Annotated in this window: 12 protein-coding genes; 6 read left to right on the forward strand and 6 right to left on the reverse strand. The window is 51.8% G+C overall.

Translation table 11 applies throughout. The features are described 5' to 3' along the window. Positions 1 to 211: 211 nt before the first annotated feature. Positions 212 to 649 carry a CreA family protein gene (locus OS190_RS11510; protein ID WP_267159124.1) on the forward strand — a complete coding sequence of 146 codons (438 nt, stop codon included), beginning with the start codon at positions 212 to 214 and terminating at the stop codon, positions 647 to 649. Between the two features lie 49 nt (positions 650 to 698). Beyond that, positions 699 to 1,775 carry an AI-2E family transporter gene (locus tag OS190_RS11515; protein WP_267158858.1) on the forward strand — a complete coding sequence of 359 codons (1,077 nt, stop codon included), beginning with the start codon at positions 699 to 701 and terminating at the stop codon, positions 1,773 to 1,775. Positions 1,776 to 1,820: 45 nt separating this feature from the next. Here the strand turns inward: OS190_RS11515 and OS190_RS11520 are convergent, their stop codons facing one another. Beyond that, positions 1,821 to 2,648 (reverse strand): mechanosensitive ion channel family protein, encoded by an 828-nt coding sequence (locus tag OS190_RS11520; protein ID WP_267158859.1) that lies wholly within the window; start codon positions 2,646 to 2,648, stop codon positions 1,821 to 1,823. Between the two features lie 8 nt (positions 2,649 to 2,656). After that, positions 2,657 to 3,775 carry a hypothetical protein gene (locus tag OS190_RS11525; protein ID WP_267158860.1) on the reverse strand — a complete coding sequence of 373 codons (1,119 nt, stop codon included), beginning with the start codon at positions 3,773 to 3,775 and terminating at the stop codon, positions 2,657 to 2,659. A 199-nt stretch (positions 3,776 to 3,974) separates the two neighbouring features. On the opposite strand from OS190_RS11525, the gene OS190_RS11530 reads away from it, so the two are divergent. Next, positions 3,975 to 4,361, forward strand: a complete 387-nt coding sequence (locus OS190_RS11530; protein WP_267158861.1) for a YidH family protein — start codon at positions 3,975 to 3,977, stop codon at positions 4,359 to 4,361. Positions 4,362 to 4,433: 72 nt separating this feature from the next. On the opposite strand, the gene OS190_RS11535 is transcribed toward OS190_RS11530, so the two are convergent. Then, on the reverse strand, positions 4,434 to 5,432 hold the full coding sequence (locus OS190_RS11535) for a response regulator (RefSeq protein ID WP_267158862.1): 999 nt from the start codon (positions 5,430 to 5,432) through the stop codon (positions 4,434 to 4,436). 279 nt (positions 5,433 to 5,711) lie between these two features. Here OS190_RS11535 and OS190_RS11540 point away from each other — a divergent pair, with 279 nt between their 5' ends. The 3 genes from OS190_RS11540 to OS190_RS11550 all read left to right on the forward strand — a co-directional run bounded on the left by OS190_RS11540 (position 5,712) and on the right by OS190_RS11550 (position 8,188). After that, complete coding sequence (locus OS190_RS11540; protein WP_267158863.1) at positions 5,712 to 6,689, forward strand: response regulator transcription factor; 978 nt, start codon at positions 5,712 to 5,714, stop codon at positions 6,687 to 6,689. 147 nt (positions 6,690 to 6,836) lie between these two features. Beyond that, positions 6,837 to 7,826, forward strand: coding sequence for a response regulator (locus OS190_RS11545; protein WP_267158864.1), 990 nt, complete (start codon positions 6,837 to 6,839; stop codon positions 7,824 to 7,826). Next, complete coding sequence (locus tag OS190_RS11550; RefSeq protein WP_267158865.1) at positions 7,823 to 8,188, forward strand: Hpt domain-containing protein; 366 nt, start codon at positions 7,823 to 7,825, stop codon at positions 8,186 to 8,188. The genes OS190_RS11545 and OS190_RS11550 overlap by 4 nt, the downstream gene beginning before the upstream one ends. Positions 8,189 to 8,273: 85 nt before the next feature. On the opposite strand, the gene OS190_RS11555 is transcribed toward OS190_RS11550, so the two are convergent. The 3 genes from OS190_RS11555 to OS190_RS11565 form a co-directional block, all read right to left on the reverse strand. Then, on the reverse strand, positions 8,274 to 8,648 hold the full coding sequence (locus tag OS190_RS11555) for a response regulator (RefSeq protein WP_267158866.1): 375 nt from the start codon (positions 8,646 to 8,648) through the stop codon (positions 8,274 to 8,276). 15 nt (positions 8,649 to 8,663) lie between these two features. Further along, positions 8,664 to 10,313, reverse strand: coding sequence for a PAS domain-containing sensor histidine kinase (locus tag OS190_RS11560; RefSeq protein WP_267158867.1), 1,650 nt, complete (start codon positions 10,311 to 10,313; stop codon positions 8,664 to 8,666). Positions 10,314 to 10,459: 146 nt separating this feature from the next. Continuing rightward, on the reverse strand, positions 10,460 to 13,651 hold the full coding sequence (locus OS190_RS11565; RefSeq protein ID WP_267158868.1) for a CHASE domain-containing protein: 3,192 nt from the start codon (positions 13,649 to 13,651) through the stop codon (positions 10,460 to 10,462). Positions 13,652 to 13,759 lie beyond the last annotated feature (108 nt).

Below are 13,759 nucleotides of genomic sequence, written 5' to 3' on the forward strand. Positions count from 1 at the left end.
TCCGTCGCCGGCAGCGCGACCGATTGGATCTGCATGTGCAGCCGCAATTGGCGCGTCTTGGCGGCCCAAACTGAACTGGAGAATACATGTCACGGATTATCTATATTGTTGGCTTGATCGTTATTATCTTGGCTGTGCTTTCATTTTTTGGGCTACGCTAAAAAATGAAGTCGGAGGTTGCATGCGGATAAGTTTTGCCAAAAGGGCCGCGATGGTCGCCTTGACTGTCATGTGGCCCTTTGCACCGAGCGCAGAGCAGGTCGGCAAAGTGGATGTTGACTGGCTTGGTAATGATTTGATTATCGAAGCTTTTTCCGATCCCAAGGTGACGGGCGTGACCTGTCATGTGACCTATTTCGAGCGCGGTTTGCTGGATCGGCTTCAGAATGGGAACTGGTTTGAAGATCCGTCGAATTCCGCGATTTCCTGCCGTCAGACCGGGTCGATCGAGATTGGCGATATTGAGCGCGATGACGAGGGGGAAAGCGTGTTTTCTGAACGGCGCTCCATTGTTTGGAAATCCTTGAAAGTCACCCGCATATTTGACTCTGAAAACCAGACGTTGATCTACGTCGCCCATGCTCGGGAAGTACAGAATGGGTCGGCGAAAATGGCGATTTCCACGATTCCCTTGTTCCAACGACAGTAATCAGTTGACGACCCTCGTTTTGGGCACCCTTTGATTTAGCAGGACACCAATGGACCAAGATATCAAAGCGATCCGGCGTAGTCTTGGCCTACTCTCTGTTCTTGCAGTGTTTGTCGTGGTGTATTTTGCGCGGGATTTTATTCTTCCTGTTTTGCTTGGTTGTTTACTGGCACTTACTCTAAGTCCGATAAACCGCTGGCTCCAGAAAGTCGGATTGCCGGCAGGAGTCGGTGCGGCGATCCTTGTCACCTTTACAGCTGCAGCGATTATTGGTGTCATTGTTTTTGCTGGAGAAACGGCAAGAAGCTGGACCGACAGCGCACCGGACATCGCTCTTGAACTCAGGCAGAAATTGAGCGGTGTTTCCAAACAAATTGACGCGGTAAAGGATGCATCCGAGCAGGTTCAGAAAGTTGCCGATGCGCCAGAACCGGGCAAACAGGAAGTGGTGGTAAAACCGCCTGGGCTTTTGAGTTCGGCAATGACAGTTGTTGCCAGCACGGCGACGTCGATTGGTGTCGCCCTTGTTTTGGCATTGTTCCTTTTGGCCTCGGGAGAGTTGTTCTATGCAAAGCTGGTTCAATCCTTTACGACGCTGAGCGAGAAGAAAAGAGCGCTGGCAACGGTTTACGAAATTGAACGGCAGGTGTCGGGGTACCTGCTGACGATTACGATCATCAATATCGGTCTCGGCCTGTCCGTTGCGGGGGCGCTTTGGCTTCTGGGACTGGAATATGCCTATGTCTGGGGCGTCGCTGCATTCCTGTTGAATTTTCTGCCTATTCTGGGCGGTGTCGTTGGTACCGCTCTGGTGGCTGTTCATGCGATCCTTTTCTTTGACAGCTTGTCCTACGCCATGCTTGCGCCGATTTGCTATCTGACCTTAACCTCGTCGGAGGCGCAGTTCGTGACCCCCTTCATGATCGGGAAGCGGATGGAGTTGAACATCGTAGCCGTGTTTTTGACGGTGGTGTTATGGGGCTGGCTTTGGGGTGTTCCAGGGGCCTTGGTGGCGGTGCCATTCTTGCTGGTTTTCAAGGTGGTCTGCGATAACTTCACTGAAATGCAGGCCATTGGCAACTTTCTGGGCCCCGCCAGACCGACCAAGATGGACAAACGGATCTGAAACAAGCGCCGGTAGATGAAACCCTTTGAGAGAGCGATATTGGCTTCACTGATTTTGACGTCTGCGCGAAATGAAATCTTCTGGAATCGTTGCGGCGACGATGCCGGCGTCATGCAGTGCTGTATTTCCGCGTTCCGTCATATCGGTGATAAAGGCAAACTGGTTGCGGGGTTCGAAAGGATAGGCCTTGAGTTTGTAAACCATGCAAAACGGGCTGTTTTCCATGACTACAATGACGTCGCGATCAAGATTTAGATAAGCGCTGGTCCGGGCAACGGTTTTGAGAAGTTGCGAGATTTCGTGGAGCGGTTGATTTCTTGCCACATAAAAGGTTGCCACGCACATCAAGGTGCCAAAGCCGTCATTTGCGTTCGAAACGTTATCGGTCCAGATCCTGTCATGGGCGATGGTGACAACGTTGTCTTCTGGTGTGCGAATCTTCACCGCACGCATGCCAATGGCGACAACCTCGCCGTAGTCGTCACCGATCTTGATCCAATCGCCAAGCCGGTAAGGCTTTTCGAAGAGGGCAACGAGTCCCGCTATCACGCTGCTTGCCAGGTCTTTGACGGCAAAACCAACTGCCACACTGAATGCACCGGCGATGAACACAAAGTTCTGAAGCGTGATGTTGAAGATCAAGGGAACCACCCAGATGATCAAGACCACGAGCGCCACGACCCGCAGGACCGGAACGGAACTGAGCGTCAGCGTTCGCAAATTTGCCGGTAGGAATTCACCAAGCCAAGGCAGGATTTTTTGCGTTGCCTTGATGAAGATCCAGACCAGTAGAATACTCAGCAGGATTTCAGCAATGACCCACCCATCAATGTCATTGAATAGCTTCGTGAGGCGTTCGGTGCGATCTTCCATGTGCTCAACTACAATTTATCAAGGTTAAAACCGGCAGCACCAAGTTCGCTGCGTATATCGGGGTATCTGCAAATGACCGGGCTGACCCTGCCATCACGCATTGCGACAAATCCGAGCCGGTTCAATTCCAACCAGATTCCATTGGGAACCCGCTGAGGCAGGACGTTGTTCAGCGCGTCAATCTCGCGCGGGCCGTGGATCAGCAGCGCATGCAGTGCAAACTTGAGCATGGCAGCACCTGAGGAAGGCAAAGAAGAGGTATTCGGCAGATCAACCCAGATATGATCGTCCGACACCGCGTCCTTGGTTTCCTTGGTTTCCTTGGTTTCGGCAATGCCTCTGAGAAACATTTCAATGGCGACCCACGGAATGCCCAGGCTGAGTGCCGCGAGGTTTTCCAGAAACGGATCGCACAGTTCCTGTTTGGCATTGCGTTTCAGAACCGGTTCGCCGCTGGCGACGGATATGCAGTTTTCTGCAGCATCCGACATGCCCCGCAGCAGGGCGGCAAGCGCATCTGCATCAAATGCGGGAAAGGTTTTGGCCTCTCCCAGTACCATCGAAGCGTCGTCAAATTGCTGTAGGAACCGCCAGGCCCAACTGTTGCAGCCGATAAGGACCTGACCGTCAAAGCGGCTTAACTGGTCAAGAAGATCAAAAAGCAGGCCCAACCGGTTTTGATCACGGACAAAAAAGGCATCCAGACGCGGAATCACGACACGCCCCTGCGCGAAAAAATCGCTCAGCACGCCGCCTTGGAGGAGGATCGGGATGTCGTTTTGCGTTGCCCATTCGGTCAGGATGTCATTTTCCATCGGTGGATGAACAAACAGGCGACGTGGTTGTTCGACCTTGACAGAAGTGATCCACGCCAGATATTCCTTGTCGAGCATGGTGTGGAGTACCCGCGACAGGGCCTGACGGACCTTTGCTTCGTAGGTCTCATCAGATACCGATTTAAGACGATCAGGATCGATAGCATCTTCGCCCGTTCGAGACCCCAAGCCTGTTTTGATCTTCTGGATCAGGTGACCCAGCGTTTGCCGGGTCTGGCTGCGCGGCCAGGCATAGGTTCCCAGCTGGATCAATTCTTCAGGCACGCAGGCATCGGGATCAGTGGCTTCCATTAAATCCAAATTCCCCTGCAGTGGCTTTTGTATGAAGACAGTGCATGAGAATGGCCGGATATGCCATAGTGCCTTCGCGGGATGGGGTTTTTGTGCGTACTGTTTCGGCCGCAGCACTAGTGCCCTTGTGGCCCCGTGCAAAATCGCGTCCGCTGTGAAAGGCCATGCGTAACGTTTACTGACCGAATGGAAAATCAAAATGCCGAATACCGACCTTTCTGATGATCCCGATTCCAATGAAATGTCCAGTACACGGACGGCATGGGCAGAAGATCGAACAATGCTGGCGAACGAAAGGACCTTTGCGGGCTGGATGCGTACCGGCATGGCCTGTATCGCGCTTGCCCTGGGACTCAAAGTGGTTTTTGAAGACACAAACCATCCCCTGATTGCCAAGGCTGTTGCCGAAGTTTTTATTCTGGTGGCGATTCTGATCTTTTGGGCGGCCGTGACCAAGTGCCGTGAAACGCAAAAGCGGATGGACCATCATGATATTCATGCGCAATCGCATGGGCGCATGACCACACTTGCGATTATTTTGACCGGGGGGGCGATCGCGACCGGCGTAATCCTTTGGCTATTGTAAAGGAAAAGCCGGCGCAATGAAACGTCAGGGAATCCTGTCCCTTTTGCATTGCTGCCTGTCATGCAGGGTCATCTAGCGCGGAAAATCACGAGGCCGCAGGGTGGTTGTACGCGGGCCCGACGTGTCGTCCAGCGGCGATTCCGAAACGCCTTTTCTCTTTTCGAGCAGAGAAATCGCTCTGTTGAAACTGGGGCGGACGCGTTTCGTCTTGCTTGCATTCGGTTTGACAGGGCGTCCAACGATCAAGGGAATATCTGTGGAGGCACCGATTTTCTTCAACCGTTCGGATCGCTGCAATATCGCAACAACATCATGTTCCATCTTGTTCCACAGATCCTGGATGTCGCTGGTTGCGATGCACATAAATACCCCGGAACCAAAATATGCCCCCAAAAGCCGGTTATCATCAGCAGCAGATGAAATCGCCCGCCATACTTCTGATATTGTCACAAGAAGCGTCTGGCTGTCGGAGTTTTCGTAGATACTGGTGAAATCGTCGATCTGGGCTGCGAATACATAGGTTTCGTTCACGCGCTTTTTCGCGAGTTGCAACAGGTAGTTTCCAAGAGAGAAGGTATCGGTGTGTTGTTCCATTCCCGTAATTCTGATCGGGTCGGAAACGCCAAATTCGTGTTCGCCAATCTTCCCCGGCTCAGAGAAATAATCTTGATCAGCCGCGTAGGAAATTTGATGTTCGTCCATCATGCGGCGGGCAATTTGAATCCGGCCGCCGATCGATTTCACGTCAAACGGCTTTGTGATGTAATCATTCGCGCCTGCGGCAAATGCCTTTTCAATCGAAATACTGTCGGAGTTGGCAGTCAACATGATGATGGGCGTGTTCTTGTACCCTGGTAGGTGGCGAATATGGTGGCACAGCGCGATCCCGTTCATTTCCGGCATGGAGATGTCGAGCACGAGAACGTCATAAATCCCGGTATAAGTGCGCAGCAGGTCAAGGGCCTCGACACCGGAGCGCGCGGTATGGATCGTCTTGTGCCCTTCCTGCTGCAAGACGAGTGTAACCAGATCAAGGACAAGTGGATCGTCGTCTACTACTAAAAACTTCATAACATTCTCCTGCTAACCTTAGGTTGCATCCATAGATTGGGAGATGAACTGGACCAAATTATGAAAGATTTAGGTTTAATTGTGTCCTGTACCTGAAACCGGAGCCATTTCGAGGCGTTTTGGCACATCCTGAGCGGATTCGCGCCTAAGGTGATCTATCTTGAGTTGTCTCAATATTTTCACAAATGCGCCACTGATTTGTCTTGGACAGGGTGTTGCATGATTATCAGGGAGTTGGGGCTCGCCTTGATCGGCGGTGTCAAATAGGAATTAGTAACGATGCATATATTGGTAGTAGACGACGACGCGATTATGCTTGACCTTCTGGCGGCAACGCTGACGAAAGAAGAGGGTTACCAACTCGAAATGCACACATCCGCGGAAAGCGGTCTTGAAGCATTGGCAAATAGCGAACACCAGTTCGATTGCATGCTACTGGATATTATGCTGCCCGGGATGAACGGTATTGAAATGTGCAATGAGCTGCGCAAATCGAGCCGCCATTCAACCACCCCGATCCTGATGATCACCGGTTCGGTTGATCTTCAGTTGATGGCGCGAGCATTCGAAGTCGGGGCGACAGATTTCATCCACAAACCCTTTGATCCGCAAGAATTGACAGCGCGGGTAAAGATGGCCGGATTGCTGAACCAAAGCCTTGCCAAGGCACAGCACACTATGAGCGCCTTAGCCGACCGATTGAAAATCCGCTTTGATGAACCTCTGGATCTTGGCATCGACAAGATGTGCACACCGCTTGCCTTGGAGAATGAACTGCTGCGCTATCGGGCGGAATGTTTTGCGATGACCATGTTCAGCATTGATATTTTCAGCATGCGTGGGATCTACCGTGCCGTCAGAGCTTCTGCTTTCCGTAGTTGTCTTGAAATTATTGGCGAAGCGGCAGTTGAAGCATTTGGTGAGCGAAACTTCAGACTTGCCTATATCGGCAAGGGCCGGTTTATCGGCGCCTTCATGGATCGCCAGCGTTTTGACAGCGAAGAGGTAAATGACCGCCTGAACGCCGAACTCGAAGAAGCCTGGGACACCAATTTGACAGGTGTGCCGATGGCACCCAAGGGACGTTTAACCGCGCTTTCCGCACAGCGTATATGGTCAGGCATTTCTGCAAGTGACGCGCTGAGACAATGCCAGACACAGGAGGCTGGTTTGGGTGATTTGACGCCAACCGAAGAGAACGATCTGTTCGCACGATTGGACAACAAACTCCCTCAAGCGACAGGGGCAAGTATGTAATTGTTGGGCAAATTCTTAACAATCGACAGGTTATTTGATTAATTGTTTCGAAATGCCCAACTTTCGCCATGTTTCCCCCTCAGGTTGAAGTAACAAGAATTATGGCCGCTGTTGGCAGGAAATTTGTTTCGGAAGATGGTGAATGACATGAAAATTCTGGCGGTCGATGATGACCCGATTATTCTTGAGTTACTCACTCAATTCGTGAGTGCCGTTGGTGAACATGAACTGACAACGGCCACATCCGGTGCGGAGGCGATCGAAATCGTCAGCGCCGGGCGAGGCAATGAATTTGATTGTTTTTTATTCGACATCCAGATGCCACATATGGACGGCATCGCTTTGACACAGAGTATTCGTTCCTCAACGCGGTATGCTGATACACCGATCCTGATGCTGACAGCGATGTCAGACAAGCGATATGTTGACGCGGCATTTGCCGCAGGTGCGACGGATTATGTCACGAAACCGTTCGAACTGGCCGAGTTGAAAGCGCGGCTGGGGCTGGTGGAAGGTCTTATTGATGCGCGCAATTCGCGTACGCGCAAGATCTTTGCGACCCAGAACCTGTCCGGAAAAACACAAGCTGGCAATTCGTCTGAAATGCTGGAACTGCACGAACCGATTTCGATCTATGACGTGGATAACGTGATCGAATATTTAGCGATGGAGAATTACGTCGCGCAATTGTCACGCGGTGCGCTGTTCGGGTCGACGACCTTTGCCTTCACGATCCGCACGATCGAGAAATTATTCGCTTCACTGTCTGCTTTCGAATTTTCCAGCCTAGTTTCAGACGTGGCCGAGATCATTTCCGATACTTTGGCCAATCATCAATTTCTGATGTCCTATGCGGGCAGCGGAACCTTTGTCTGTGTCACTGAAAGCGGTTGGCGTCCCGACATGTTGGCCCTTGTGAATGCGGTGAATCTGGCGCTGGCGCGTACGGAGCTTTACGATAATACCGGCCAGCTGTTATATGTGCGGGTCAGCGCGGGCGAGGCGATCCGGTTGATCTGGAAGTCCGAAAATTCGGTCATGGAAGCCATTGGATCGGCGCATGCGTCGGCCGAGGCAGCAAGCGCGCGTCATGAACGCGCCATGAATGACCTCTGGTTGGTAGAGCAACGCGCATGAAAGATATGATTGATACATTACCCGGCATCGAGCGGATCAGAACGCGGTTTCTGACCATGCTAAAGACCCGTCAGGGCGACATTGCATCTCATGCGCTTTCCGCATGGGAGACCACGGATGTTGATGCCTTCCGCGATCATCTGGCTGCGGCGCAAGGCATCCTGCATCAGATCGCGGGCAGTGCTGGTTCATTGAACTTTGGCACCTTGGGTACCGCGGCGCGTCAGTGCGAAAACGACATCCTGGGCTTTCTTGAAAGTGACGAATCCGCGACGGCCACTGTGCCAGGGGAAATCATGGAGAGTCTGGATACCTTCGTTTCGCTGAGTCAGGCGCTTTTGGATGAAAATTCAAAAGACTGACCCGTGACAAAACAGAGGTGATGCCGGGTAACCGGCGTCCTGTGACGGGTTTCGAAAACGTGAAAGATGGCCGGTGGTCCCGCGTTTAGCGGGGTTTTTGCATCGCCACTTTGATCTGGTCGGGCAAGGCCATTGGATCAAACGGCTTGCTGATCACATCGGCGGCACCGATCTGCAACAGTTCCTCAATTTCGGAATGCTGGGCGCGCGCCGTCATAAAGATGGCCGGTATGTCGGCCAATTCCGGCCTCTGGCGCATTTTTTCCAAGGTCTGTCGACCAGTCATTCCAGGCATCATCATGTCCAGCAGGACAACATCGGGTGTATAGCTTTCGATTTTTGATAATGCCGCTTCGCCGGTCTCACATTGAACAATCTCGAATTCACCGGAAAGGCCCAGAGCCATTTCGGCGATTTCACGAATGTCTGCATCGTCTTCGACATGCAAAAGCTTGATCATCTTTAGCTCTCCAGTTTAGGCGATTTGCCTGACCGTATCTTCTTCTACGGCTACTGTATCGGGCAAAGTCTTTGGTAGGTTGAAATAAAACGTCGTACCTACGCCGACTTCGGTATCAAATCCTATCTTGCCACCCAAGCTTTCCACAATAGCCTTGCAGATGTTGAGTCCAAGTCCACTGCCGCCTTTGGTCATGCGGTCAGAATTTGTCATGTCCGCAAAACGGTCAAATATCTTGTGCTGTTCGTTAACAGGAATTCCTGTTCCCTGATCTTTCACTGCGATGCGAAGGTAATCATCTTCGTTCTGGACTGAGATGGTGATCTCGCTTCCTGGGGATGAAAACTTGTAGGCATTGGACAGGAGGTTGGTCAGCACCTGGATAAAGCGGTTCGGATCTGTCTGAACCATCATCGCGTCTTCCAGTCCTTGCAGCTTTGTGCTCACGCCGAACCGCTGTTGCAACATAGCGTTTGCATTGTCGGCTTCCCTGACGAGTTCGGCAAGGTCAACCATCTGGACATCAAATTCCAACTGGCCGTTGGATATTTTGTCGAGATCAAGAATGTCATTGATGATAAGGATCAAACGGTCCGCATTGCGGTGCGCAATGTCCAAAAGGGTCATCGCTTTGTCGGGGATTTCTCCCGCGGAGCCAGACAGCAGCAGCCCCATCGCGCCCTTGATCGAGGTCAAGGGCGAGCGCAACTCGTGACTGACGTTTGAAATAAAGGCAGATTTGATCTGTTCCTGCTGGAGGTGATCGGTGATGTCATTGAACAGGATCAGGTAACGCCCCTCTCCGTTTGATCCCGGCAAGAAATTGATGCTGACGTGCATCGGGACACCGATCAAGCTGGACCGATACTGGGTATTCGTCTCTCCATTCTTGCGCAAGGCACGGCAGGCGCGGAGCACTTCCTGGATTTCCTTGTCCTGATTGAAATCGGCAAGCCCCTTGAGTTTGTATTCGTCGCTTTCGATGGACAGTCGGCCTTTGGCGGCGCGATTCATATAGCTGAATTGCTCTGTCTCCGAATCAACAATCCAGATGTCATCGCGTAACTCGTTCAAGGTTTGCGCAGTATCGCGTTCAGAAAGCAATTTGTTGGCTTCGGTCACATCGGTACGCGCCGAAATGGACCCCGCCCATTCCCCATTCGCCTTGAAGAGGGGCATGATGGTAGACTGTGTGAAAAGTATGCTGCCATCTTTTCGCCGCAATTGGGTTTCACCCTGCCATGTCTTGCCCTGCACGAGGAAGCTGCGTACTTCATCGGCAACATCTTTGGCGTTATCGTCATAAAGAACCTTGACCGGCTGGCCGATCAACTCTTCTCGTGAATAGCCGGTGAGGGTAAGCAGGTGATCATTCACCTCTGTCAGGGCATTGTTTTCATTGACGATATTGATGCCTGCGTGATGGTTGAGCGCTTCCAGTCGCTGGGACATGGTGAGCAGTTTATGGTCGTTTTCCTTACTGTTTCTGCCCTTGGCCAGCATCGTGGGAAGGACGCCGGCGATTGCAATTGCGCCCGCAGCGGGGATCACGCTTGCAGCTAATCCGGTTAACAACATCGACGAAGCAGCATACCAGCCTGTTGCCAATCCACAGGCACCAGCGACGCATAGTGCTTTTCTGTTTTTGTGGGTAGTGGCCTGCATAGTTGCTCCTTTGTCGTCGAATCCTCCCCTGTTTGCCTCGCCAAGGACGGATGGTCTAATCAACTGATCGGTCTTATGCACCGCAAAATTGGCATTTATGTGTTTTTTTGAAATTGAGGCTAAAAAAAGCTTCAAACTTAAAGTGATTAGGATGCAAGAGGCTGGCTGTCGCATACCGAGGCGACAATGGTGGCTATGTCCGTTCTGCTTTTGACCATGTTTGAGAAGAGCCGTGGATCGAATGCCCTTTCTGCGTCCGCTGACAGAGCAATGATGCGGGCCTGAGGTTGAAGCGACAGGATGTCATCCAACAGGGTTTCTGCATTCCCATCGGGCAGGGTCCAATCCAGAATGACCACATCCAGCCGTTTTCGGTGCAGAATACTCTTTGCGGTTGCGATGGATTTTGCGTGTGTCACACAGGCTACCTCGTTCAATGCGCCAGATATGACTTCCGCGAAATCATGATCATCCTCGACATGAAGCACTGTTGGTTTGGCAACTTCCGGCGGCCTGGTCAAAACCGGGGTGATTTCCTGTTGCATGTCTGTCTCTGCCAGCGGCACTGTGAACCAGAATACAGTAATGCCGTTGGGTTTGCTTTCGAACCCGATTTTTCCGCCCTGTCTCAATACGATCTGACGCGTGATGTTCAGCCCCAAACCGGTGCCACCCTTGGTGCGGGTATCGGAGCTATCTGCCTGAGAGAATGCTTGAAAGATGCGGGATCTGAATTCATTCGGCACGCCAGGTCCAGTGTTCTGGATATATACGATGACAACATCGTCCAGCCTTTCTGCTCGTACCACGACTTCGCTATCGGGGTAGGAGTATTTGCAGGCATTGGAAATCAGGTTGGCCAGAACCTGCTTGGTACGTCGTGGATCAACAAGAACCGGCGGTAGGGCTGCCGGCACATCCAGTCTCATGGTGCTTTCGTGTGTTAAGGCAAAAGGCAGCATTTCCTGAACAGCGGTTTCCATTACCTCAGCAAGATCAACGTCTCCAATATCGAACAATACCTTACCAGAGGATATTTTCCCGAGATCCAGAATATCATTTACAATATCGGTCAGCCGTTCGGCGTTGGAATTGGCGATCTCGACCAGGCGGGCATTGCCCTTACTGAGGTTGGCGTCCTTTGAGGCAGTAAGCAGGCCGAGCGCACCCTTGATTGATGTCAACGGCGTCCGCAATTCGTGGCTGACGGTTGCAACGAATTCGTCTTTGATCAGGTCCAGTCGTTTCTGTTCTGTGATGTCGATGATCTGGGCAATAAAGATATTACGGCCTTCATTCTTGTCAAACGACCATGTGACATTGACCAGCCCCCAACGTTCATTACCCATGTTGTTCAGGATGCGATGTTCTGCTGTGTAAACAGAAGAAGTCTTTTCATCCATCATGCGTGCAATGGAAGCATAAATCTTTCTGCGGTCGTCATCTGGCATCCATTCTGCAAACTGACCTTTGCCAATCAGTTTTTCTTCCGGGCAACCGACAAGCTGGCAGAAGGCATCGTTGACGCCAATGAACTTACCGCGATCATTCATCAGCACCATGCCGATAGGGGCATTGGACAGCACCTGACGGAAAAGTTGTTCGCTTGCTTCTAATGCGTTTTTGTCACGCCGCAGTGCCGTCACGTCGGTTTGGGTGCCGATCATACGAAGCGCCTTGCCGGTCTCGTCACGTTCTACGATCACTGCATCGGAACGCATCCAGCACCAGTTACCATCCATGGTTTTCAAACGGTATTCAGTAATTGAACGTTCTGTCCGGCCTGCGATGCAATCATTGTCAGCACTGCGAAGTTTTTCGATGTCTTCCGGGTGGATACGGGAAAGAAAATCCTGCTGTGTGTTCATGCCATTGCAGCAGGCGGCATATCCCATGATCTGACACCAGGTTTCGGAGACCTCTGACAATCCGGTTATGAGATCAATATCAAAGACGCCAATTTCGGCACCTTGAAGGGCCATGTCGTACAGGGCCTTGTTGTGTTTCAGTTCGCGCTGGGCCGTGTTCTGGTCTGTCAGGTCACGCAGGATTACGGTGGTCGACGTCCTGCCTGCACTATCGACCCAGTCATTGCGTTGCAGATCCAGTTCGAGAACGCTGCTGTCTTTGTGGTAGCCAATTGCGTTGTGTCCTTCGGTGGTATCCTTGACCCTATGCGCCACCGAACTGAATTGCAGTTTCACGATCTCGGTTTCGGAATAGCCAAAGCACTTTAGCGCTGCCTGGTTGGCGAACTTGATGTTTTCCGAGGCATCCAGCAACAGAACCGAGGTGACTTCATTTTCAATGATAGAGCGGTTTTCTTCGCCCTGGGCGGCGATCTGACGGGCGCGCAAGGCCGCAAGTTCATTGAGCGAGCGGGAACGCTGTTGGAAATTCCGCAACACCAATATCAAAAAGCCGGTGAGCGTGAGCCCGGCAATCAGGACCGTCAGCGATTGGTAGGAGCGCAGAGATGTGTCGAAACTCTTGGTACTGTTAAAAACAAGCGTCCATGTGCGGCCAAACTGTTCCATTTGATAGGTTGCGGAATAGGCACCGGTTGTTGCCGGATCTTTGCGACCGTCAAAGATTGACTGACCCTCTTGGGCGGTTGCCCCGTCAAAAACCTGAATTTCATAGTTGCTGCCTTGACCTGCGGTGAGCCCGTCAATCAGGTTTTCAGCTATGAAGACGGCACTTACCCAACCGACGAAGCCCTCAGATTGACGCGGCCCATCTTGCTTTGAAATTATGGGTGCCAACACAATGAATCCGGGCCTTTCGCGGTTTTCCTGAACCAATTGCACGGGCGGAGTCATTTGCGGTTGACCGGTCTTGCGGGCTTTTTCCAACACATTGACCCGGTCGGCGTTGAAGGAAAGATCCAGCCCCAGCGCCTGGGCGTTGGTTGCCCTTGGCTCGATGTACTTGAGAATGAAATGGGTTTCTTGTGACGTGCGGTGGCGCAATGTAAAATCTGGCTGCCCGTCAGCCCGAACCAGTTCGACAAACCCGTCGAGTTCCGCGTCCGGGACTTCGACAACCAGACCAAAACCTGTGATGCTTGGGAGTTGCTGCTGTGTTTCGAGACTGCTGATATAGGTTTCGAAATCGTTTGACCGAACTTCATCGGAGGCAGAAACAAAGGCGGCGATCCCTTTTACGCTTTGCAGATATGTCATCATCCTGGTGCGCAGGACCTGAACACCATCTTCAGCCAACCGCTGAAACTCGCTGTCGGCAACTTCGGCACGGGTTTTCTCGCTTGATCCGTACAAGCTGCTGGTCAGGATCACACAGACCAAGACAACAAAAATTTCCAAACGTGAAGTCACAGGGTATCTACCAAAGTTGTCGCGATTTAGAACTATTCCTGCCTATCTCGGGTTTCTGTTTTCAGGGCGATGTCTTTCTATCTATAGTTGATAGTCAACAGGAGACAG

The sequence above is a fragment of the Sulfitobacter sp. F26204 genome (assembly GCF_026410305.1).
GTDB lineage: Bacteria > Pseudomonadota > Alphaproteobacteria > Rhodobacterales > Rhodobacteraceae > Sulfitobacter.